Origin of the sequence: Rhodopila sp. (assembly GCF_965277165.1) — a bacterium.
Taxonomy (GTDB): Bacteria; Pseudomonadota; Alphaproteobacteria; order Acetobacterales; family Acetobacteraceae; genus Rhodopila.
In genome coordinates this window covers 3,148,962-3,171,193 of the sequence record NZ_CBDICE010000006.1, presented here as the reverse complement: position 1 = coordinate 3,171,193, position 22,232 = coordinate 3,148,962, and the positions used below count along the sequence as shown (strand labels likewise).

17 protein-coding genes are annotated in these 22,232 nt (G+C 65.4%); 6 read left to right on the top strand and 11 right to left on the bottom strand.

What is annotated here, in order from left to right:
• Positions 1–31: 31 nt before the first annotated feature.
• A complete protein-coding gene (locus ACQY4Y_RS26640) occupies positions 32–568 on the bottom strand; it encodes a GlcG/HbpS family heme-binding protein (RefSeq protein WP_428493576.1) in 537 nt (178 codons plus the stop codon).
• 181 nt (positions 569–749) lie between these two features.
• Here ACQY4Y_RS26640 and ACQY4Y_RS26635 point away from each other — a divergent pair, with 181 nt between their 5' ends.
• Together ACQY4Y_RS26635 and ACQY4Y_RS26630 are read left to right on the top strand one after the other, a co-directional pair.
• Positions 750–2,468 carry an N-acyl-D-amino-acid deacylase family protein gene (locus ACQY4Y_RS26635; RefSeq protein ID WP_428493575.1) on the top strand — a complete coding sequence of 573 codons (1,719 nt, stop codon included), beginning with the start codon at positions 750–752 and terminating at the stop codon, positions 2,466–2,468.
• 164 nt (positions 2,469–2,632) lie between these two features.
• Positions 2,633–3,829 (top strand): ABC transporter substrate-binding protein, encoded by a 1,197-nt coding sequence (locus ACQY4Y_RS26630; RefSeq protein WP_428493574.1) that lies wholly within the window; start codon positions 2,633–2,635, stop codon positions 3,827–3,829.
• 43 nt (positions 3,830–3,872) lie between these two features.
• On the opposite strand, the gene ACQY4Y_RS26625 is transcribed toward ACQY4Y_RS26630, so the two are convergent.
• The 3 genes from ACQY4Y_RS26625 to ACQY4Y_RS26615 all read right to left on the bottom strand — a co-directional run bounded on the left by ACQY4Y_RS26625 (position 3,873) and on the right by ACQY4Y_RS26615 (position 9,852).
• On the bottom strand, positions 3,873–5,381 hold the full coding sequence (locus ACQY4Y_RS26625) for a fatty acyl-CoA synthetase (RefSeq protein ID WP_428493573.1): 1,509 nt from the start codon (positions 5,379–5,381) through the stop codon (positions 3,873–3,875).
• A 157-nt stretch (positions 5,382–5,538) separates the two neighbouring features.
• Positions 5,539–8,667 carry an efflux RND transporter permease subunit gene (locus tag ACQY4Y_RS26620; RefSeq protein WP_428493572.1) on the bottom strand — a complete coding sequence of 1,043 codons (3,129 nt, stop codon included), beginning with the start codon at positions 8,665–8,667 and terminating at the stop codon, positions 5,539–5,541.
• A 27-nt stretch (positions 8,668–8,694) separates the two neighbouring features.
• The gene (locus tag ACQY4Y_RS26615; RefSeq protein WP_428493571.1) at positions 8,695–9,852 is read right to left on the bottom strand and encodes an efflux RND transporter periplasmic adaptor subunit; all 1,158 of its coding nucleotides are present in this window, start codon (positions 9,850–9,852) and stop codon (positions 8,695–8,697) included.
• 220 nt (positions 9,853–10,072) lie between these two features.
• Between ACQY4Y_RS26615 and ACQY4Y_RS26610 the strand changes: the two genes are divergently transcribed.
• The 3 genes from ACQY4Y_RS26610 to ACQY4Y_RS26600 all read left to right on the top strand — a co-directional run bounded on the left by ACQY4Y_RS26610 (position 10,073) and on the right by ACQY4Y_RS26600 (position 12,234).
• Positions 10,073–11,137 carry a ketopantoate reductase family protein gene (locus ACQY4Y_RS26610; protein WP_428493570.1) on the top strand — a complete coding sequence of 355 codons (1,065 nt, stop codon included), beginning with the start codon at positions 10,073–10,075 and terminating at the stop codon, positions 11,135–11,137.
• Between the two features lie 71 nt (positions 11,138–11,208).
• Positions 11,209–11,796, top strand: coding sequence for a hypothetical protein (locus ACQY4Y_RS26605; RefSeq protein WP_428493569.1), 588 nt, complete (start codon positions 11,209–11,211; stop codon positions 11,794–11,796).
• Positions 11,797–11,808: 12 nt separating this feature from the next.
• Complete coding sequence (locus tag ACQY4Y_RS26600) at positions 11,809–12,234, top strand: hypothetical protein (RefSeq protein WP_428493568.1); 426 nt, start codon at positions 11,809–11,811, stop codon at positions 12,232–12,234.
• Between the two features lie 35 nt (positions 12,235–12,269).
• Here ACQY4Y_RS26600 and ACQY4Y_RS26595 read toward each other — a convergent pair whose 3' ends face one another.
• The 7 genes from ACQY4Y_RS26595 to ACQY4Y_RS26565 form a co-directional block, all read right to left on the bottom strand.
• Entirely contained in the window at positions 12,270–13,547 is a 1,278-nt protein-coding gene (locus ACQY4Y_RS26595; protein ID WP_428493567.1) for an MFS transporter, read from the bottom strand.
• Between the two features lies 1 nt (position 13,548).
• Entirely contained in the window at positions 13,549–14,004 is a 456-nt protein-coding gene (locus ACQY4Y_RS26590) for a DMT family transporter (RefSeq protein ID WP_428493566.1), read from the bottom strand.
• 21 nt (positions 14,005–14,025) lie between these two features.
• Positions 14,026–15,291, bottom strand: coding sequence for an arsenic transporter (locus tag ACQY4Y_RS26585; RefSeq protein WP_428493565.1), 1,266 nt, complete (start codon positions 15,289–15,291; stop codon positions 14,026–14,028).
• Positions 15,291–16,388, bottom strand: a complete 1,098-nt coding sequence (locus ACQY4Y_RS26580) for a metallophosphoesterase family protein (protein WP_428493564.1) — start codon at positions 16,386–16,388, stop codon at positions 15,291–15,293. The genes ACQY4Y_RS26585 and ACQY4Y_RS26580 overlap by 1 nt, the downstream gene beginning before the upstream one ends.
• Positions 16,389–16,642: 254 nt before the next feature.
• The gene (locus tag ACQY4Y_RS26575; protein WP_428493563.1) at positions 16,643–17,353 is read right to left on the bottom strand and encodes a hypothetical protein; all 711 of its coding nucleotides are present in this window, start codon (positions 17,351–17,353) and stop codon (positions 16,643–16,645) included.
• Between the two features lie 89 nt (positions 17,354–17,442).
• Positions 17,443–18,852, bottom strand: a complete 1,410-nt coding sequence (locus tag ACQY4Y_RS26570) for a sigma-54-dependent transcriptional regulator (RefSeq protein WP_428493562.1) — start codon at positions 18,850–18,852, stop codon at positions 17,443–17,445.
• Positions 18,837–20,318, bottom strand: coding sequence for a sensor histidine kinase (locus ACQY4Y_RS26565; RefSeq protein WP_428493560.1), 1,482 nt, complete (start codon positions 20,316–20,318; stop codon positions 18,837–18,839). Before ACQY4Y_RS26565 ends, ACQY4Y_RS26570 begins: the two co-directional genes overlap by 16 nt.
• A gap of 550 nt (positions 20,319–20,868) precedes the next feature.
• On the opposite strand from ACQY4Y_RS26565, the gene ACQY4Y_RS26560 reads away from it, so the two are divergent.
• Positions 20,869–22,005 carry a YncE family protein gene (locus ACQY4Y_RS26560; RefSeq protein ID WP_428493559.1) on the top strand — a complete coding sequence of 379 codons (1,137 nt, stop codon included), beginning with the start codon at positions 20,869–20,871 and terminating at the stop codon, positions 22,003–22,005.
• Positions 22,006–22,232 lie beyond the last annotated feature (227 nt).

Genomic DNA, 22,232 nt, shown 5'->3' with positions numbered 1-22,232 from the left:
GCAGGGGACAAGCCGATTGACGGTGCGGCGATTACTTTGCCTGGGCGGTCACGGCCGCCAGCCCAGCCTTGGCGGTGACCGCGTCCTGGGTGAAGATGCCGCCGCTGGCGCCGATCGCGCCGACCAGTTTGCCGTCGATCACGATCGGGAAGCCGCCTTCGCTGGCGACGCCGCCGCCGGCCACCGCCAGCAGGCTGAGGCCGTTTGGCGAGCCGCCGTTCACCGCGGTTTGGAATACGCCCGACGGGCGGCGGAACGTAGCAGCGGTGCGGGCCTTGGCCTGGGAAATCGAGATCGAGGCGTATTGCGTGCCGTCCATGGTCGCATGCGCGATCAGGTTGCCGGCTGGATCGACCACGGTAATCGACATTTTCCAATTGTGTTTCTTTGCCTCGGCGATGGCGGCGGTGATGGCCTTGTCGGCCTGATCGAGTTTGAGCGGGGCGCCGTAGGGGATGTCGAACGGCATGACCTCGGGCACTGGGGCTGGGGTTTGGGCTTGGCTTGCGGGTCCATCGGCGATGATGGCGGCGATGGTGGCGGCGATGACCGCGGCGGCGATGCGCATGGGTGAGTTCCTCCCGGTATGATTGGACGCTGTTTTCCAGCGAATGAGGCCTGCGTACCGCCGAAATGGTTCCCCGGCAATGCAGGTCCCACCCGGCGGGGGCACGGCCGGGTCTGGGCCAAGCTTGACCAGGGCGCCGTCGAGGTTTTCCATGTCGCGAGCAAAGAAACGGGAGCGGGCCATGCATGATACGGTGATCCGGGGCGGCAGTATCGTCGATGGCAGCGGCACGCCGGCGATGACCGGCGACGTTGCGATCGATGGCGACAAGATCGCCCAGGTCGGCGGCAAGGCTGGTCCGGGCAAGCGGGAGATCGACGCCGACGGACTGCTGGTAACGCCGGGTTGGGTCGATGTGCACACGCATTACGACGGTCAGGCGACCTGGGACCCGGTGCTGGCGCCGTCGTCGTGGCACGGTGTCACTACAATCCTGTTCGGCAATTGCGGCGTTGGGTTCGCGCCGGTGCGCAACGAGGATCACTCGGCACTGATCGGCATGATGGAATCGATCGAGGAGATTCCCGGCATCGCGTTGGCCGATGGGCTGAAGTGGAACTGGGAGACGTTCCCGCAGTATCTGGACGCGTTGGAACAGATGCCGCGGGCGATCGATATCGCGGCGCAGATCCCGCACCACCCGCTGCGGGTCTATGTGATGGGGGAGCGGGCGATCAACCGCGAGGCGGCGACCGGGGAGGACATCGCGGTGATGCGGGACGCGGTGCGGGCCGGGCTTGAGGCTGGGGCGTTCGGTTTCACCACCTCGCGCACCAATTCGCACAAGACGCCGAGCGGGGACATGGTGCCGGGTCGTTACTCGGAAGTGGATGAGCTGTTGGGCATCGGCTCGGCGTTCAAGCAGCTTGGCTATGGTGCGTTCGGGGTGAACAGCGACTTCGACGACGAGGCTGAGGAGCTGAAGTGGATGACCCAGTTCGGCCGCGAGACTGGCCGTCCGGTTTGGTTTCTGTTGACCGACAGGCCGACCGACAAGGTGCGCTGGCGCCGGCTGATGGACGGGGTACACAGGGCGCGGGCGGCGGGTGCCATGGTGACCGCTCAGGTCGCCGGGCGGCCGGTCGGGGTGATGCTGGGGATCGATACGGCACTGAATCCGTTTTCCATCCGGCCGAGCTATCAGGCGCTGTTGCGGCTTCCGGTGGCGGAGCGGATTAAGCGGATGCAGGATCCGGCGTTGCGGTCGCAGATCCTGTCGGAGGCACCCTCGCCGGCGTTGCTGAACCGGCTGTCACAGTTCCGCCAGCACATCGTGACGCGGTGGAACCGGATGTTCCCGATGGGCGATCCGCCGGACTACGAGCCGGAGGAGAAGGACAGCATCGCGGCGATTGCGACGCGGTCGAACCACACGCCGGACGAGGTTGCGTATGACTACCTGGCGGGCGGGGCGGAGCGGTTCCTGTTCTTCCCGATCGTCGGCTATAACGAGGACAACCTGGACATCATCCATACCATGCTGACGGATGACGCGACGATCCTGGGGCTGTCGGACGGCGGCGCGCATTGCTCGTCCATTGTTGATGCCAGCGTGCCGAGCTGGATGTTGATCCATTGGGCGAGGGACCGCTCGCGCGGGCCGAAACTGCCGCTGGAGTTGATGGTGAAGCGGCAGACCAGTGAGACCGCCGAGTTCTTCGGGTTTCATGATCGCGGCCGGCTGGCGGTTGGCAAGAAGGCCGATGTCAATGTGATCGATTACCAGGCGCTGCGGCTGCATATCCCGGAGGTCCGCTATGACCTGCCGATGAACGGGCGGCGGCTGGTGCAGCGGGTCGATGGCTACCGCAATACGTTCGTTTCGGGGGTCTCGACGTTCGAGAGCGGCGTGTTCACTGGGGCGACGCCTGGGCGACTGGTGCGCGCGGCGGCGCGGTAGGCGGGGCGCCCGGCGGCTGTATCCGGGTGTTGGCGCGTCCGTCCGCGGTTTGAGGTAAATCCGGTGTTGCGGAGGCAGTGCTTTACGGCGCCGCCTCGTCGTCGCATGTTACGCTGGCCAAGAAGACGGCCGGGACAATCCGGCCGCATCAGGGAGACTTCGCCATGAAACAAACCAGCGCGGTTTCGCGCCGCTTGGTGCTGGGTGGAACCGCCAGCATCCTTGCCTCGCCAGCAATCATCGGACGCGCCGCCGCGGCGACGCGCGGCGTGAGCGACAGTGAGATCGTGATCGGGACGATGGCCGACCTTTCCGGCGTGACCGCGGTGCAGGGGGTCAACAACGCCAATGGGATGCGGCTGGGGTTTGACGAGGCCAACGCGCGCGGCGGCGTCCATGGCCGCAAAATCCGCTGGATCGTCGAGGACAATGAATACATCGTGCCAAAGGCGGTGCAGGCGATGAACAAGCTGCTGAACCGCGACAATATCTTCTTTGCGATTGGCAATGGGGGCACGCCGCACAACGACGCGGTGATGCCGTCGATGTTTGAGAAAAGTGTGCCGAACGTCTTCCCGACGACCTGCGCTCGGTCGATGTATGAGCCGTTCAACCGGCTGAAATTTGGGCAATTCGCTTCCTACTATGACCAGATGCGTGCCGGGGTGAAGTATTTCGTTGAACAGCGCGGCAAGAAAGTCATCGGGTCGATGTATCAGGACACCGATTTCGGACGTGATGTGCATGCCGGGGTTGTGGCGCAGCTTCAGGCGATGGGGCTGAAGCTGGCGGCGGAGACGTCGCATCGGCCGACCGACACCGACTTCAACGCGGCGCTGGCGCGCCAGCACGACGCCGGCTGCGACCTGATATGCGCGGGCACGATCGTCAAGGACACCACGATCATCCTGCAGACGGCGCACAAGATGGGCTGGAATGTGCAGTTTTGCGGCCAGTTCGCCAGCTATTCCACGGCTGTGGCGGAGGCTCCGGGCGAGCCGGCGGAGGGGTTCTACTCGATGGCGCCGGCGCTGTATCGCTACCCGGATGATCCGAAACCGGCGGTGCACGCATTTGCCGAGACGTATCGTAAGCGGTTTGGTTTCGACCCGAACTATCTGGGTGAGGCTGGCTATACGGCTGCCTGTTTCAGCGTCGCCGCGCTGCAGAAAGCCGGGCGGGACCTGACGCTGGATAGTTTCATCAACGCGATGGAGAGCATGCGTGACTGGCACGATATCTTTGGCGGCCCGGCGTTGTCGTTGAGCCCGACCAATCATCACGCCTCCAGCCAGTCCTTCCTGTCGGTGGTGAAGAACCGGCGCTGGACCCCGGTGCAAGAGCAGCCGCTGATGTTCTGAACCGCCGCTGTCGTGCTGGCGGGATCGCCGCGCGCCGCGGTGGTCAGGGGTTGGCCGCGCTATATTGCTTGCGCAGTTCGCGCTTCAGCAATTTGCCAGCGGTGTTGCGCGGCAGGTGGTCCACGAACAGCACGTTCTTGGGCACCTTGTAGGGGGCGAGATGCTGGCGGGCGAACGCCTGCAGCGCGGGCCCATCGACGCTGTGGCCGGGGCGAAGCACGACGAAGGCGGTAACCGCTTCGATCCATTTGTCATCCGGCAATCCAACGACGGCGACTTCCGAGACGGCTGGGTGGGTGAACAGGACTTCCTCTACTTCGCGGCTTGCCACCAGCACGCCGCCGGTGTTGATCACGTCGCGGATGCGGTCGACGATGTAGAGATAGCCAGCCGCGTCGAAATAGCCGACATCGCCCGAGTGGAACCAGCCGCCGGCGAAGGCCTCGGCGGTTTCCGCTGGCTTTTCCCAGTAGCCGGTCAGAAGATGCGGCGAGCGGTGGACGATTTCGCCATGGGTTCCGGGCGGTGTGTCGTTCATGTCCGGATCGACCACGCGGGTTTCGACGTTCAGCACCGGGCGGCCGCAGGAGGCGGGGCGGGCGTCGTGTTCCTCGGGGCGCAGGACGGTGGCGAGCGGAGCGATCTCGGTCTGGCCGTAACAGTTGTACGGCCGAGCGCGCGGCAGACGCTGGCGCAGTTCGTGCAGCACCGGGACCGGCATGATGGAGGCACCATAGTAGACCTTTTCCAGCGAGGTCAGGTCGCTTGTGGCGAAGTCGGGGTGACGCAGCAGGGTGATCCAAACGGTGGGGGGTGCGAAGAACGAGGTGATACGGTGTTGCTCGATCAGCCGCAGCACGAGGTCGGGCGCCGGTGCCTCGATCAGGATGGTGCGCGCGCCGACCAGCAACTGCGGCATGGTGAAGGCGTGCAGTTGGGCGGTGTGATACAGCGGCAATGCGGCGAGTGCCGTGTCGGTCTCGGCATAGTCCATATTGTGGATGACCGAGTAATACTGTGACAGCATCGCCTTGTGGGTCATCATCGCGCCCTTTGGCGCGGCTGTCGTGCCTGATGTATAGACGATCTGGGCCAGGCTGTCGTCTTCAAGTTCGGGGTCGATGGCGGTTGGCGCGGCGGCGTCCTGGGCGATGCCGATCAGATCTTCCAGCGGGTGTGAGGCGACGTCGATGTCGGCCAGGTTCGGCCGCAGTGCCGCCGCCGTCAGCACCAGCCGCGAACCGGACTGGCGTACGATGTAGGACAGTTCCTCGCCGGTCAGCGCGTAGTTCACCGGCACGTGGACGAAGCCGCCGCGCAGGCAGGCCAGCCAGGCGATGAAGTAGGCGTCGGAGTTCTTGCCGTAGGCGGCGACCCGGTCGCCTTGGTTCAGGCCGCGATCGGTCAGATATCGCGCGACCCGATCGGCGGCGCGATCCAGATCGTTGAATGACCAGTCGCGTTCGGCGAATGCCAGGGCCGAGCGGTCGCGGAACAGGCGGGCGGCGCGGCGGATCGCGTCGCCTGCTGTGTTGCGGCGGATCAGGTCCATGGCAACGGGTCGGTTGGTGTGCGGCAGAGCTTCGACATCGTTCGGTTCCGCGTGCGTATGAACAAAATACACCGGGCATCGCGGCGGCGTCCATGCGGTCTGCTTGCGCCTGAAGCAGCTCGCATGGTTGCACTGGGCGGATAACTGGAATCGGAGTTCAGTCGGCTGCCGCCGCACCCATCTTCTCTGCCAGGCGCGGCAATGCGCGAGGACGGTTCGGCATCAGCCAGTGCTGCAGCCGATCGAGATACAGATAGATCACCGGTGTGGTGTAGAGGGTAAGCACCTGACTGAGTGCCAGGCCGCCAACCATGGCGAAACCGAGCGGCTTGCGCAGTTCCGATCCGGCGCCATTTTCCAGCATCAACGGCAGGCCGCTGAACATCGCCGCCATGGTCGTCATCAGGATCGGGCGGAACCGCAGCAGGCAGGCCTGGCGGATCGCCTGGTGAGGGGTTAGGCCGTCCCGCCGTTCGGCGGTGATGGCGAAATCCACCATCATGATGCCGTTCTTCTTGACGATGCCGATCAGCAGAATGATGCCGATCAGCGCGATCACGGTGAGTTCGTAATGAAATACCAGCAGCATCAGCAGTGCGCCAACGCCGGCCGAGGGCAGGGTGGACAGGATGGTCAGCGGTAGCACGTAGCTTTCGTACAATACCCCGAGAATAATATAGACGGTGACCAGCGCCGCGGCCACCAGATAGGGCTCGGTGCTCAGCGAAGCCTGGAACGCCTGGGCCGTGCCCTGGAAGCTGCCCTGGACGGTCGCCGGCAGGCCTATCGAAGCTTCCACGGCGTCGACCTTGGTCACGGCTTCGCCAAGCGAGGCGTTGGCCGCGAGATTGAACGATATTGTCACGGAGGGAAATTGACTCTGATGGTTGATCGCCAGGGGCTGCACGGGAAGCGTCGTCTCGTGCAGCAGCGTCGACAGCGGCACAACCGCGCCGCTGGATGAATGCACGTAGAGCTTCCGCAACGTCGACAATTTGCCATACTCGTTGGGCAACGCCTCCAGGATCACGTAGTAGGCCTTGTTGCCGGTGAAGTACTGGGCGACCTCGCGCTGGCCGAAGGCGTCGTAGAGTATCGCATCGATCATCGCCGGCTGAACGCCGAAACGGGAGGCCTGATCGCGGTCATAGGTGAGGGTTTCGGTGGTGCCGGAATTCTCCTGGTCCGAGGTTACACTGGACAGCAGTTTGATTTGCTGCATCTTCGCCAGGACCTTCGGGGCCCAGTGGTTCAACTCGTCCTGGTTGGAATCCTGCAGGGTGTACTGGTACTGCGTCCGCCCGAGGCGGGCACCGACCCTGACGTCCTGGATCGGCTGCAGGAACAAGCGGATGCCGTTGATCGCTTTCATCTTCTGATCGATCCGATCGATCACCTGCATGATCGTGCTGGAGCGTTGGTCCCAGGGCTTGAGCGTGATGTACATGCGTCCGTTGTTGGCGGTCTGCCCGGCGGCGCCGGCGCCGACTGCTGACACCACCGATGCGACCGCGGGATCGTGCATCACCACGTCGTTGGCCCGGCGCTGCAGCACCGCCATCTCGTCGTAGGAAGCGTCCTGCGCCGCATCGGTGATACCGATCATGATTCCGGTGTCCTGCAGCGGGAAGAAGCCCTTCGGAATGATGATGTACAGCACCACGGTGAGTGACACCGTGGCTACGAAGACCATCAGCGTGATGAAGCTGAACCGCAGCGCGATATCCAATGTCCGCTCATAAAAGCGGACCATTGCCGTGAACATCGCCTCGATCGCGCGGTAGATGCGCCCGTGCTGATGCGCCTGCGGCGACAGGAACCGCGAAGACATCATCGGCGTCAGGGTCAGCGAGACCACCGCCGAGATCACGATGGTGATCGAAACGCAGATGGCGAATTCGCGGAACAGGCGTCCGACGATGCCGCCCATCAGCAGCAGCGGGATGAAGACCGCGATCAGCGAGAAGCTGATCGACACGATGGTGAAGCCGATTTCGCTGGCACCGGTTAACGCCGCCTCCAACGGGCCCATTCCGTCTTCGATATGACGGAAAATATTTTCCAGCATGACGATGGCATCGTCGACGACGAAGCCGACCGCGATGGTGAGGCCCATCAGCGAGAGATTGTCCAGGCTGAAGCCGCACACATACATCGTGCCGAGGGTGCCAACGAGGGCGACGGGTATAGTGACACTGGGGATGATGGTTGCCCAGATATTGCGCAGGAACAGGAAGATCACCATCACCACGAGACCGACCGCGATCAGCAAGGTGAACTCGACGTCGTTAACCGAGGCGCGGATCGTCAGCGTACGATCGGACACCACGCTGAGCTGGACATTGGGGGGTATGTCGGCTCGGAGCGATGACAGCTTGGCCTTCACCCCATCGGCGGTCGAAATGACGTTGGCGCTGGCCTGCTTGAACACCAGCAGCAGGACGGCTTTCTTGCCGTTGATCCACGCCGTCAACTCGCGGTTCTGCGGCCCGGCTATGGCACGACCGATATCGCGGACGCGGATCGGCGCACCGTTGCGATAGCCGATGATGACGTTGTTGTAAGGTTGCGCCTTGGTCAGCTGATCGTTGGCGTAGACGGTATAAGATTGATGCGGGCCGTCGATGCTGCCTTTCGGATTGTCGACAGTGACGTTGGTCAGCACCGTGCGGACGTCTTCCAGCGTCATGCCCATGCTGGCGAGGCGCGCGGGGTCGACCTGCACCCGGATTGCCGGTGTTTGCTGGCCGACGACAAGCACCTGCCCGACGCCGGAAAGCTGCGAGATCTGCTGTTCGACGATGTTCTCGGCGTAGCTGTCAACATCGGTGATCGGCGCCTGATCGGACTGCATCGCCAGGATCAGGATCGGGCTGTCGGACGGGTTGATGGCCCTGAAGGTCGGCGGACTGGGCAGGTCCTTGGGCAGCGAGCCCTCGGCGGCATTGATCGCCTCCAGCAACAATGTCTCGGCCTTGCCGATGTCGGTGCCGAGGTCGAACTGCAGCGCGATGGTGGTGGTCCCGAGCACGCTGGTGGAGGTCATCTGCGCCAGGCCCGGCAGCATCTGACCGAACTCGGTTTCCAATGGGGTTGCGACGGTGGATGCCATGGTTTCGGGGCTGGCGCCGGGGTATTGCGCGGTGACCGTCAGGGTGGGGAATTGCACGTTCGGCAGGGGCGCCACCGGCAACAGCGGGTAGGCCACCAGGCCGGCCAGAAACACCGCGGCGGTCAGCAGGGACGTGGCAATCGGTCGTTTGATGAACGGGGTCGAAATACTCATGCTCGGAATGGGGTCCTGGCGTGCGGTTCAGGTCGGCGATGCTTCGCCAGGCGAGGCGTTGGAAACGTCGGTGGCGTGTACGTGGACGCCGGGTGCCAGGCGTGACTGGCCCGACACCACGACGGTCTGTTGTCCCGACAGGCCCGTGGTGACGACGATGCGCTGCGCCACCTGATCGCCGACCTGCACGCTGGTTTGCGCCACCGTGCCGTCGGGCTTCACGGTATAGACGAAGGTGCCGTTCGGGCCATGCTGAATTGCCAGTGAGGGGACGGTGACAGCATGGCGAAGCAAACCCACCTGGACGCGGGTGTTGACGAACTGGCCAGGCCAGAGATGGCCATCCTGGTTGGCGAAGGTGGCCTTCAGGGCGATCGTGCCGGAGGCGGGGTCGATGGTGTTGTTCAGGGTCGTCAAAGTCCCGGTCGCCAACTGCTGGTTGCTGCTGCCGTCGAACACGGTGACCGCAACCGGGCCGTGTTCCCGAGCCTGCTGGGCCGGCGCGAGATCGGCTTCCGGCAAGGTGAATACCACCTGGATCGGCTTGACCTGGGTAATCGAGATGATCCCGGTCTGGCTGGCGGCTTGCACCAGATTGCCGACATTCAACTGATAGAAGCTGACTCGGCCGGCGAACGGCGCCTTGATGACGCAATAGCCGAGGTTGATTCGCGCGGTCTCGATCATTGCGTTGTCGACGCCGATGGCGCCGATCTGCTTGTCGACGGTGCCTTGCTGGTCTTCCACCTGCTGCACCGGCGCAAAATTGGTCTTCGCCAGGTTCTGATAGCGCTTCAGGTCGAGCTGGGCGCTTTTGAGCAGCGCGATATCCTCGTCGCGCTGCGCCAGTGCCTGATCCAGTGCCGCCTTGTAAGGGCGCGGATCGATCTCGGCGACGATGTCGCCCTGCTGGACCTCGGCGCCCTCTGGCACCGGCAGGGCGATCAAGGTGCCGCTGACCTGGGCCTTGATCTCGACCACGTTGGGCGGCTGCACGGTGCCGAGACCGTTGAGGTAGAGCGGCATGTCCTGAATCCGCGACGCCGCGGTGGTGACCGGGACGGCAGCGGGCGGTTCCGGGTCGGCCGCGTTCGCCGGGCCGGGCGTCATCGCGCGCCAGGTCAGCAGTGCGGCGGTCAGCACGAGCGTAAGCATCAGCAGCCCGAATCCCCGCCGCGTCGTCATTCGTTTGCCAATCCATTCGAAGCTGGTTGCTTTATTGATAGCAGAAATTGGGCCCGGAGATGGGCGAACCAGTCCGCTACCGGCATCGTGAAACTCGTAACACAGCGTAACCACTTTCCGCAGCGCAACAGAGCGTTGCGGGGCGCGGCGGAAAACGCCCGGTTGCGTTTCGCACCGGTGTCGGCAGACTATCCCGTAGTGGCCGCGAGAGGGGAAACCAATGGGTTACAAGATCGCCATCATGGGCACCGGCGCGGTCGGCGCATACGCTGGGGCGCACATGGCCAGGGCGGGTGAGGATGTCACCTTCATCGATCCTTGGCCGGCCAACGTTGAGACGATGAAGTCGCAGGGACTGAAGGTGTCCCACATCCGCGAGGTCGCGGAGTGGTCGACGCCGGTGCGTGCGCTGCACCTGACTGAATTGCAGCAGGCGGCGAAGCAAAAGCCGTTCGATATCGCCTTCGTCTGCATGAAGTCGTACGACACCGAATGGGCGGCGATCATGATCGCGCAGTATCTGGCGCCGAACGGCTTTATTGTTTCATTACAGAACTGCATGAATGAGGCGACGATCGCCGGGGTGGTCGGCTGGGGCAAGGTGGTCGGCTGCATTGCCAGCTCCATCACCGTGGATCTGTGCGAACCCGGCCACGTGCGGCGGGCGGCGGGCAAGAGTGGGGACAAGCACACGGTGTTCCGCACCGGTGAAGTGCACGGCCGGGTCACCGATCGGGTGCAGGAGATCAAGCGCCTGGTCGCGCTGACCGATTCGGCCCTGGTGACGTCTAATCTGTGGGGTGAGCGGTGGTCGAAACTGGTGACCAACGCGATGGCCAACGGAATGTCCGCCAGCACCGGGCTGATCAGCAAGGACATCCTGCGCAATGACTCGCTGCGGCGGTTCGGCGCCAGGCTTGGCAGCGAGGCGATCCGCGTCGGTCAGGCGCTGGGCTATGAGCTGGAGGAGATTCATCATATCGATCCAGAATTGATCGCGCGGGCCGGCGAGGGCGATCCCGGCGCGGTGCGGGAATACGACGCGCACCGTCTGGACGAGGTGAGCAAGGCCGGCGGCGGCGAGCACCGGCCTTCGATGGGTCAGGACATGGTGAAGGGGCGTCGGACGGAGATCGATTTCCTCAACGGCTTCATCGTGCGCCAGGGCGACGCGATCGGACTGCCGACTCCGGCCAACGCGGCGTTGACCGATATCGTCAAGCGGGTGGAGAAGGGGGAGTTGCAGGCCGATCCGAAGCACCTGATCGACCTGCGGCTGAACTAGGCCGTTAGCCTGAGGCGGGCGCGGCATCCCGTGCAGCCTGTGGGCCGCAAGCCAACCCCGCGGAGGTGATGATGCCGGTTGCCAAAGCGAAGCTTTCCGCCATCGCGTCGTTTCCACCGCATTATTTTCTCGAGAACTTGGCGGTCCGCAGCGACGATTCCTTGATCGTATCGGACCTTACCAGGAACGGTTTGTGGTATGTGCCGCCGGCTGCCGCGGGCGAGACGGTGGAACCGACGCGGCTGGCCTTATTCGAGCAGCCGACGCTCTGCATCATCGAGACCGACCCGGATGTTTTCATCGTGGCGACCTCGAAAGCCTATACCACGCACGAGTCTTACCTTTATCGCCTGGACCTGCGTGGCTGGACCCCGGGGTCGTCGGTGCGGCCCGAACCGGTGCTGAAATTCCCCGGCATCGTTCAAGGGCTGAACGGCGGCTGCGTGATCGGGGCTGGCGTGATCCTGTTGGCGGACTGCTTCGCCGGGTTGATCTGGCGGGTCGACCTGCGGCCGGACGGCGGGGCAATTCCCAGTGTCTGGCTGAAGCATTACAGCATGGGCCACGATCCGAATGGCGGCCCGCTGGCCGATCAGCCGGGGATCAACGGCTTGCGATACGTCGCGCGCTCCGGACACCTCTACTACACCTCGACCTAGCACAAGCTGTTCATGCGGGTGCGGATCGACCCGATCACGTTGGCGCCCCTCGGCGAGCCTGAGATGGTCGCCAGCGGTTATTGGTATGACGACTTCTGTATCGACGAAACGGCCGGGGTCGCCTACGTCTCCACCCATCGCGAGAACACCATCGAGATGATTTGGCTGGAGCCCAGCAAGAACATCTCGACGGAACCGCCCGGCGACGGGGCCACGTCCACCGGTCAGTGGCGAATGACGGTCGCGGGAGATCCTTTTGATGACGTTTTGGTCGGCCCGTCGAGCGGAGCCTGGGGTCGGTTGCCGGGCGAGCATGGCCGGGTCGCGTTCTTCTCGACGGATGGGGGAACCAAGAGTCCTCCGGCGGACGGAATTGTGCGACCGGCCAAGGTGATTCGCGTCGAGTTCGCCCACCAAGCGGTCGCCACGCCGGGCTGAGCGGCCGGCCGCCGCCGGACAATCCCCGGCGTGTCTCAGCCGGTCCGACGCGCCGGCCGCAGGGAAACCGGTTCGCCGGCGGTTTCCGGCATCGCCAAGACCAGGGCCGCCAGCGCGACGCAGGCCGCCGCGCCGAACGACAGGAACGCCGGCGAATATCCCAGGTGGTCGACTATGACCCCGGCCGCCAGCCCGCTGAGCGAGGCGCCGACGCCCTGCATCGTGGCCACCGCCCCCTGGGCCAGGTTGTATCGGCCGGTGCCGCGCATCAGGTCGGCGATCACCAGCGGGGTGATCGCGCCGTAAATGCCGGCACCGACGCCATCCAGCAACTGCACCCCGATCAGCCAGGGCGCGCTATTGGAAAACGTGTAGAGCAGCGCCCGCACCGGAAGCACGCCGAACCCCAACAGCAGGATCGGCTTGCGCCCGATGCGATCGGCGGTGCGCCCGACCGCGAGCGCCACCGGCAGCATGATCAGTTGCGCGGCGATGATGCATGACGACATCATTGCAGTGGCCCAGGCAGGATGGGACTGCGCCAGTTTTTGACCGACCAGCGGCAACAACGGCGCGTTGGCGAAGTGGAACAGCATTACGCACAGACCGAACACCACCAGCGGTCGGCAGCGCAGCAGAGTCATATAGCCGGACGGAGCCTGGCTTCCCTCCGCCGGCTTCGCCTCTCCATCGCCGAGCCCGCGCGCCCGGTCCTGGTCGATCGCCTTTGAAGGGATCGACAGAATCGCCACCACGGCCAGCGCGGCGAACACCGGCACCATCAGAAACACAGCACGCTGCGAGAACAGATACCCCACGCCGCCCGCCGCGGCGGCGATGGCGACATTGCCGGCATGGTCGAAGGCCGAGTTGCGTCCCATGCGGCGAGCGAGCTGCTTGCGGACGTACAGTCCCAGCGTCACCGCAGCGATGGCGGGCCCGAACACATCGCCCACGACGGCCATGCCGGTGTTGGCGATCAGCACCGGCCAGAAGGTGGGGGCGGCGAAAATGACCGCCGCGCCGATCGCGAGCACGATCAGCGCCAGCACCACGGCGCCTCGCTTGCGGCGTGTGGAATCGATGGCGGCGCCGGCGGGGGTCTGGGCGGCAAGCCCGATCAGGCCGCCGATTGTAGTGACCCAGCCGACCTCGGTCTGGCTCCAATGCCGCTGGGTGATCAGGAAGACGTTGAGGTACGGACCCAGCGCGCCGCGTACGTCGGCGAGCAGGAAGTTCACCGCGTCGAGCGAGCGGGCGTGGAAGCCGGCGTCTCGCGCTTGCTGGGTTGAGCCATCTTCGGAGCCTGCCATGTCAGAACAGCGCGACCAGAAGAATGCCGCCGGTCATCAGCACGCCGCCCAGGATGCGCCAGATGTTGAGGCTGTGCTGCTCGATGCCGAACCAGCCGAAGTTGTCGATCGCCAGCGACATCAGGATGTTCGCCGTGATGGTCATTCCGGCAAACGGTCCGGCGCCGATCTTGTCGACGAACAGCAATCCGGTGATGACCGCGAATGCGCCCAACAGGCCGCCAAGCGGGGCCCACCAGGGCATTGCCGAGAGGCCTCTCAGCGAAGGCAGCGGGTTGGGCAGGCAGAGGAACAGCACCAGAAGGAACGCGACGACCGGCAGGAACGAGACGGTGCTGGCGAGCCAGGGATTGTCCAGCGACTTGCGCAGGGCGCCGTTCATCGGCGGTCCCCAGGCTTGCAGCGCGCCGGCGATCAGGATGATCGGGTAGAGCCAGACCGAGCTGACATTCTGCATGACGAATCTCCGGAAAATGGGTCAGCCGAACGCGAAGGCGCCGGCGATGGCGAGCACAAGGGCCGGGGGCATCACCAGCACGCCCAGCTTGAGGAAGGTCAGCGCGCTGACGCTGTGGCCCTCGCGCCGCAGCGCGGTCAGCCAGAGGATCGTAGCGAGGGACCCGGTGACCGACAGGTTCGGCCCAAGGTCGACGCCGATCAGCACCGCGCTGCGCACCTGATCCGGCACGCGCGCCAATTCGACCACGCGACCCGAGACCAGGCCGGTCGGAAGGTTGTTGATCAGATTGCAGGCGATGGCGAGCAGCACGCCGGATGCCCAGGCGGCCAGTGTCGCCGAACGCCGGACCAGGTCTTGCAACAGGAACGACAGATGCTGGGTGACGCCGGTGATCTGCAGCGCTTCCACCAACACGAACAGGCCGGCCACCAGCGGCAACACGCCCCAGGAGATGTTCTTCACCACATCGACGACGCCGCATTTGGAGCAGGTCAGGACCAGGATCGCGGTGCCGAGGCCGGCAAGGAAGGTCGGCAGGCCAAGCTGGATGTCGAAGCCGGACGATACCAGCACCACGATCGCGGTCACCACGATGCCTGCCGCGGCCATCCGGCCGGCGCCGGACAACTCGGGCAGATCGATGTCGGCCGAGACCGGCTGGCGCAGATCGCCACGTTGGGTCCAGCGCAGCACGAAGTATGTCGCCAGGATGGACAGCGCGGACGGCAGTGCGTAGCGCGGCAGCCATTGCAGCAGCGGCGGCATGTGGCTGCCGTAGATCACCAGGTTCGCCGGGTTGGAGATCGGCAGCACGAAGCTCGCGGCATTGGCGATGAAGGCGCAGATGAACAGATAGGGCAGCGGTTTGTCGGCCTGGACCGCTTTCGCCACGGCGGCGACGGCGGGGGTGAGCACGACGGCGGTTGCGTCGTTCGACAGGAACACGGTGACGATGGTGCCGACCGCGAACACCAGGGTGAACAGGCGACTGGCGGAGCCCTTCGCCATGCCGGCCGCCGCCGCCGCCAGCCAGTCGAACAGACCTTCCTGGCGGGCCAGCTCCGACAGCAGCATCATTCCGGTCAAGAACAGATAGACATCGGTGCCCTTGGTGACGCCGGCCAGGGCGTCGGTGGGAGTCAGCAGGCCCAGCCCGACGAGTAGCCCGGCGCCGGCGACTGCCCAGATGAATTCCGGCCAGGAGAACGGGCGAATGATCACCCCGGCGGTCGCCAGCCCGGCGATGCTCCAGGTGGTCCAGGGCGAGGCCAGAACAGCGCCCATCACCACTTCCGGCCGTTGCGGTTGGGGCCGAGCTGGGTGCCGGGGATGGCTTTCTCCGGCCAGGCGCTGATCCGGTCGGCGTCGCTGCCGTTGGTCTTGCGCCGGGGCGGTGTCCAATCCGGCCCGGGCGGATGCACCTGATCCTGGTCGAGCCGGCCGCGCGAGTCGCGGGCGCGCACGGTGACGCGTTCGCCTTGCGGCGCGGCGGTTTGCCAGACGGCGGGAGCGTCCGGCACAGGCGTCATCGCGGTCCAGTCACCGTCGTCGATGCGCGCCTCGACCGTTTCGATCGGCGCATCGCCGATCACTTTGGCGCGGACCAGGTGTGGTTGGGTTTCAGTATGCCGGGTGACGAGGCGGCGATCGACCGGGCAGGTGATGACGACGCAGGGCCATGCCTGATCCAGCGTCTTGAACCGCCAGCTCATGCCGCGCCGATCCACCGTGGCAATGGAAAAACCGGGTGGACCTTCCTCGATCTGGCCGGTGGAGCGCGTGGTCATGAAGATCGTGCCGCCGTCGTTGGCCAGTTCGTTGTAGTGCGTGTGCCCCATGTCCACGCAGGTGACGTGCGGGTGGGCGAGCAGCGCGCCGATACGCTGGGCACCGTGGCGCAGGTCGGCCGGATAGGTGTGCATGAAAATGACCGCGTCCCGACCGGCGGCCGCGGCGTGTTCGATTTCCTGCTCGGCCCAGGCCAGTTGGGCATCGCCCAGGCGGAAGTCCGGACCGCCGGTGCCGGCTGACACGACGTCGAGGAACAGGCAGCGGTGGCCTTGCACGGCGATCGATTTTGGCAGCCGTTCGGCACCCAGCACGTCGTGGAAGGCGTCCAACGAGCGGGGTTTGAAGTCGTGGTCGCCGGGCAGGATGTGCAGCGCCATCGGCAGCCCGGCAACCGCGTCGCGCACCAGGGCGAACTGCTCCGGCGTGCCGTCGTCGGCGTTGTCGCCGGGGAGCAGCGCGAAATCGACACTGCCCGCGGGCAATCCTTGCGCGAGGTCGACGATGCGCAGGAGATCGCGATGGTTCTCCTGGTCGGCGCGGGTGATGTGCAGGTCGCCGATGTGAAGCCAGCTCAGGATGTGGTCCGGCACTATTCGTCCCCCTCAAAGCAAAGCCGGGTGCGCGCGGCACCCGGTCCGAAGTCTATATTCTCGTCGTCCAGCCGCTGTCCGTGGTCCGTCGCCGGTTGCATCCTGCCGGGGCGGTTGGTGCCCGTTGGTCTCCTTGGGCACGCTTCGGGTGCGGTTAGTTGGTGTCGAGCGCGATATCACTTGATTGGTCTCGCGCTTTGTTTAGTCAGCGAGCCCGGGGGTTTCAGCGTCGCCCGGGCGAGGCGGGTTCAGGATCAGCCGGGCGGCGGCGGAGGCCCGGGCGGAGGCACCATTCCAGGGCCGCCGGGCGGCGGTGGCGGGCGACGACCCGGACCCGGACGCGGCGGGGCGGCGACCTGCGCCAGATGCGTGGCATCCGCCCCGATCGAACGCGCCTCGATCACCCGACCCAGCGGGCCATCCAAGCCGAAGCCCTTGACGGTTATCCGGGCGCCGACCGCGAGCATCGCCGCCAGCCGTTCTGCCTCGGGCGGCGGCAGGCGGATGATGGTGCCGTCCTCGAGCAGCGCGCCGTTCAGGTCGCCGCGCGGGCCGTGCAGTTGCGCCTTGATGCGCCCGGTGGCGCTGAGCGGTTGTTGTGCGTCCGCCGGGCCGGGGGGTCCGCCGGCGCCGTTGTCGGTCACCGTGCTGCCGGTGGCGTCATTCTTCACCGACATCGCCTGCACCATCGGGATCGCGCGCGCCTTCAGGCCGCGGATGGTGACCGCATCGCCGGGCTTCACCGCATAGACCAGTTGGGTGCCGAGATGGGGCGGCAGGTGGGCCTCGGTGCCGTCCGCCAGGATCAGCCCATCGACGTCGCCGCGCGGGGTCAGGCTGTACTCAGCGACCTTGCCCTGGATCGCAGGCAACTGGCTCGGATCGTAGGTGGCGGCGTTCTGCGCCACGGCCACGCCGGCAGCGCCTGCCAGCAGCGTGGCGGCCAGCAGTATCTGTTTCCTCATGATGGTCTCCGTCTTCAGGGCTCCAGGCCCATCGACCGGACAGCAAGGACTGTGCCAGAGCTAAGTAATTGAAATTGTGAGGTCAGTCATCACTTCGGCGCAGCCGGCTGGTCCGCTTCGGGGACATCGTCTGTCGCATTCGCGGACACCGCCGGGCCATAGCGCTCCAGCTTCTGATACAGCAACTGGCGGCGGATGCCGAGTTGTTCGGCTGCCTGGGCGCGGTTGCCGCCGCTGGCCACCAGCGCGCGCCGGATCAGCTCGATCTCGACCCGCGCGACCACCTCGGGCAGGGTGCCGGCCAGCCAGTCGATGGAACCCGCTTGGGTGTCCGCGGATGTGCCTGACTGGCTGGCGTGGGTCGCCAGGAAGGCGAGGTCCTCGGCCGCGATCACCGAACGCCGCACCAGCGTCGATGCGCGTTTCATGGCGTTGAGCAGTTCGCGGACGTTGCCCGGCCACGGATGGGCCAGCAGGCGCGACGCGGCGTCCGGCGAAAGCCGCTTGGGCGGTCCGCCATCGGCCGACAGCGCCAGGAAGTGCTCCGCCAGTGGGACGATGTCGGCCAGGCGTTCGCGCAACGGCGGCAGGGCGAGGGGCACCACGCCCAACCGGTAATACAGGTCCTCGCGGAATTTGCCGTCGCGTACCGACTGGATCAGGTCACGGTGGGTGGCCGCGATCACCCGCACGTCGATCGCCACCGGACGGCCGCCGACCGGGGTCACCACGCGCTCTTGCAAGGCGCGCAGCAGCTTGGCCTGCATCGCCAGGTCCATGTCGCCGATCTCGTCGAGGAACAGGGTGCCGCCCTGGGCATCCCGGAACGATCCGGACCGATCGGCGAGCGCGCCGGTGAACGCGCCGCGGACATGACCGAACAGCAGGCTTTCCAGCAGTTCGGCGGGGATCGCGGCGCAGTTGACCGGCACGAACGGCGCCTGGGCGCGGCGTCCGTGACGATGGATGGCGCGTGCCACGATTTCCTTGCCGGAGCCGGTCTCGCCCAGCAGCAGGACCGTCGCATCGCTGTCCGCCAGCATGCCGATGGATTTCTGCACCTCGCGCATGGCCGTGCTCGACCCGACCAGATCGCCGTCCCTGGTGTCGGGTGGCGCGGCGCCGAACGCTGTCGCGTCGATCACGGGCAACATCCGCGCCAACAGGGCCCGCAGCGCGTCGCGCCCGATCGGCTTGGCAAGGTGGTCCGCCGCGCCCAGCCGCATCGCCTCGATCGTGTTGTCGCTGGTTGGTACCGCGGTCAGCACGGCGACGGGCGGTGGGTCGGCCATGGTTCGGATGCGGCGCAGGACATCCATGCCGTCCATCCCCGGCATCCGCAGGTCCAGCAGCACGGCATCGGCATGGTCACGCGCCAGCCAGACCAGCGCCGCCTCACCGTTGGCGGCCTCGGCGGTGTCGTGGCCGAGGTCGGCGAGCGCGGTGGCGATGGCCCGCCGCAGGGCGCGGTCGTCATCCACGATCAGGACGGTTGCCACTCGGCCTCCCGCGGCAGTTCGACCGCGAACACCGCGCCGCCTGTGGCCGAACCGGCGCTGCGCAGGACGAGCCGGCCGCCATGGGCGTCGATCAGTTCACGGGCAATGGCCAGGCCAAGCCCGGTGCCATCGGCGCGGCCGGTGACGAACGGCTCGAACAGCCGGTCGGTCATCTCGGGCGGCACGCCGGCGCCGCTGTCTTCGACGGTAAAACTAAGCAGGTCCGGCTGGCGTTCGACCGAGAGCGTGACGCTGCCGCCCTGGGGAGCGTGGCGGATCGCATTGGTCATCAGGTTGTCCAACACCCGTTCGATCAAGGCAGGATCAAGCGCCGCGGTGCCGGCGGCATCGCGGACGCAGACGGCGAGGGATTTGGTTTGCGCAGTTTCCTTGTGCCGCGCCACCTGCTGGGCGAGAAACGCCGCGAGTTCGACGTGGACCCGGTTCGGCTCGACCCGCTGGGTCATCGCTAGCAGTTCGCCGACCAGCCCATCCAGCCGATCGATCTGGCCCAGCATGTCGCCGATCGCGTCCCGCCGCCTTGTGTCGTCCCCGGCCAGGGCGTTTTCGCCTTGCAGCCTGGCCGCGGCGATCGGATTGCGGATTTCGTGTGCCACCCCGGCGGCTACCCGGCCGAGCGCGGCGAGGCGTTCGGCGCGTGCGGCGCGTGCGGTCATGCTGTCGGCCTCGCGCCGCGCTTCGGCGAGCCGTTGGCCGGCATCGTTCAGGGCGTCGATGATCTGATCCAGTTCGCGCTCTCCGGTGCGGCCGACCGTTGGCATGCCGCCGGCTCCGGCGGTGCGCAAGGCCGCCTCGATGCCGCGCACATGGCGTCCCCAGACCAGCAGCGTACGACCCAGCCAGGCCGACATCAGCAGCATCAACGCCAGCAGCACGCCGAGACCGAGTTGCTGGGGCTGGAATCCGCGCACCGACTGGACCCGGGTCATGGTCCAGGCGGTCAGGCCGGCGATCGGGCCCGACAGCGGACATGCGTACAACAGCAGGGTCTGGGACCCGAAGGTCGTGCGGCGATCGACGAACTGCTCGTCGCGCGCAGCCTGCTGGTTGACGGCGCGGATCTGATCGCGCTCGGCGGTCGGCAGATCGGTTTTCGGACCGGTTCCCTCGTAGGTCGGGAAGGCGTAGGCCAGCGGGCCGGCGCCGGCTTGCCAGATGCCGCCCTCGACGCCCTGCTGCTTGGCCAAGGCGAGGCCGACGGCGGTGGCGAGGTCGGAGCGCAGCCTGTCGTCGGGCTGTCCCTGCCGCGGCCCGGCCCAGCCGGTGGCATAGAAGCCGTAGCGGTCGCGGATCAGGTCGCAGGCGCGGGCGATTACTGCTTCGGCCCGCCCGACCTGGGCATCGGTGGATTGTTGATAGAGCTGCAGCAACAGGAAGCCGACCGCGATGCAGGCGGCCAGGGACAATCCCCACAGACCGAACAGCCGGGTTCTCAGTGAATGCAAACGAACATCCCAAGAAAGGTGGAATCGGCGGGATTTATGCATGACTAATCGTCGATCGCGGAGTCCGCTGGGCATCCGGGCGCGAGTGCGGTTTGACCTTGTCCGATCGGAACATCAGAAAACGAATCCATGACCGCGGGCGGCTGCACAGAGATCGGTGGCGGGTGGATCATTGCAGACCGAAGAAGTTTGGCGCAGGTAATCCCGACCGATGAAATGACGAACTCGCCCGAATCAGGCCTTTTTTGCATTTATCAATGAGTATTCGGATTCATCCGCAATGGATTATTTGTAATTGAACAAATAATGAGTGTATTCCGCATAATATGTTATTAATTTGTGATGATATCGCGCGGCACCACTCGATAATGTGTATTGTGGGTCACTTCCGCCTGACTGAGCAGTGTCCCTGGCAATGCAGCAATCTGTGTTGCGTCGCAACGAATTTTTGGGGGATTCCAAGATGCGAAAGATCGGACCTTGCGTCCTGTGGGCGGTTCCGCTCGTGGCTCTAGCCGTCTCTGCAAAGCCCGTCCGCGCCGATGAGCACATGGTGCTGGTAAGCACGATCGATGTCGGCGGCAATGGGCTGGGCACATTCGACATCAGCTTCGTCGATCCGAAGATCAATCGCTATGTGTTGTCGGATCGAACCAACGCGTCGATCGATTTTTTCAACGCCACCGACGCCACCTTCATCGGTCGGGTCGGCGGTTTTGCCGGCCAGAAATTCGAGGCTGACGGCGTGACCGCCGACAACACGACTTCCGGCCCCGACGGTGTCACGGTGGTGAACAACAACCAAGTCTGGGCCGGCGACGGCGACAGCACGGTGAAGGTGATCGACATCGCCAGCTTCCAGGTGGTCGATAAGATTTCCACCGGCGGCAAGTTCCGTTGTGATGAGATGGCGTGGGACGCGGCCGACCACATTCTTGCCGTCGCCAACAACGCCGACGTTCCGCCGTTCATCACGATGATCAACACCGATACCCATGCGGTGGTCGGCAAGATCGTGTTTGACGGCACCAAGGGCACACCGGATGCCATGCAGACCGGCATCGAGCAGTCGCAATGGTCGAAAAAGACCGGCCTGTTCTACGTCTCGGTGCCGCAGATCGTGCCGACGGATGCCACGCAGGGCGGTGTTTCGGTGATCGACCCCAGCACGATGTCCGTCAAGGCGACCTATCCGGTGTCGAACTGCACCCCCGGCGGTCTGACGCTTGGCCCGCGAAACGAGGCGATGATCGGGTGCAGCGGCGCCTTCACGGTGCCGCCGAACACCGTTGCCACGACCCAGTCGGTGGTGATCAATCTGAACAATGGAAACATCGTGGCCAACATCACCCCGGCCGGCGGCAACGATGAGGTCTGGTTCGACCGCGGCACGAAGCATTACTACCTGTCTGCCCGCGGCACCCTGGTCAATGGCAAGGTGACCCCGATCCTCGGCACCGTCGATGCCGGGACCAACATGTATGACGGCGGCGTGGCGACGTCGACGTCGGCGCATTCGGTGGCGGCGGACAAGGTTTCGCACCACGTGTTCGTGCCGATCGGGTTCGTTCCTCTTGGCACCGCGGCGTCGACCGACCCGACCAGTCCTTGCCCGACGCGCGGCTGCATAGCGGTCTATCTTCCGTCGTCGATTGATGCCGACGATGGCAAGGTGGCCAAGCAGTAGACCGCCGAGCACAAGGGCGCGGCACCGGTCGGATTGGATTCCGATCGGTGCGCGCCCGCATCGGCCTTGCGCGAGGCCCCAGCACCGTCTTGCCGACACCGTCAGCGATCGACCGGGTCACCGGCAAAGCCCACGTTCGGACCTCTCAGACCATTTCAGCATAACCGTGCATGCAAAAAAATGATCTAGCTCTTGGCGCATGATTCACACGGCTTGAATCTTCCGCC

Excerpts from the sequence above, each read along its gene's own strand:
- ACQY4Y_RS26640 (WP_428493576.1), bottom strand. The coding sequence starts at position 568 with ATGCGCATCGCCGCCGCGGTCATCGCCGCCACCATCGCCGCCATCATC.
- ACQY4Y_RS26595 (WP_428493567.1), bottom strand. The coding sequence starts at position 13,547 with ATGGCAGGCTCCGAAGATGGCTCAACCCAGCAAGCGCGAGACGCCGGC.
- ACQY4Y_RS26585 (WP_428493565.1), bottom strand. The coding sequence starts at position 15,291 with ATGGGCGCTGTTCTGGCCTCGCCCTGGACCACCTGGAGCATCGCCGGG.
- ACQY4Y_RS26605 (WP_428493569.1), top strand. The coding sequence starts at position 11,209 with ATGCCGGTTGCCAAAGCGAAGCTTTCCGCCATCGCGTCGTTTCCACCG.
- ACQY4Y_RS26635 (WP_428493575.1), top strand. The coding sequence starts at position 750 with ATGCATGATACGGTGATCCGGGGCGGCAGTATCGTCGATGGCAGCGGC.
- ACQY4Y_RS26600 (WP_428493568.1), top strand. The coding sequence starts at position 11,809 with ATGCGGGTGCGGATCGACCCGATCACGTTGGCGCCCCTCGGCGAGCCT.
- ACQY4Y_RS26630 (WP_428493574.1), top strand. The coding sequence starts at position 2,633 with ATGAAACAAACCAGCGCGGTTTCGCGCCGCTTGGTGCTGGGTGGAACC.
- ACQY4Y_RS26625 (WP_428493573.1), bottom strand. The coding sequence starts at position 5,381 with ATGGACCTGATCCGCCGCAACACAGCAGGCGACGCGATCCGCCGCGCC.
- ACQY4Y_RS26575 (WP_428493563.1), bottom strand. The coding sequence starts at position 17,353 with ATGAGGAAACAGATACTGCTGGCCGCCACGCTGCTGGCAGGCGCTGCC.
- ACQY4Y_RS26620 (WP_428493572.1), bottom strand. The coding sequence starts at position 8,667 with ATGAGTATTTCGACCCCGTTCATCAAACGACCGATTGCCACGTCCCTG.
- ACQY4Y_RS26610 (WP_428493570.1), top strand. The coding sequence starts at position 10,073 with ATGGGTTACAAGATCGCCATCATGGGCACCGGCGCGGTCGGCGCATAC.
- ACQY4Y_RS26615 (WP_428493571.1), bottom strand. The coding sequence starts at position 9,852 with ATGACGACGCGGCGGGGATTCGGGCTGCTGATGCTTACGCTCGTGCTG.
- ACQY4Y_RS26560 (WP_428493559.1), top strand. The coding sequence starts at position 20,869 with ATGGTGCTGGTAAGCACGATCGATGTCGGCGGCAATGGGCTGGGCACA.
- ACQY4Y_RS26590 (WP_428493566.1), bottom strand. The coding sequence starts at position 14,004 with ATGCAGAATGTCAGCTCGGTCTGGCTCTACCCGATCATCCTGATCGCC.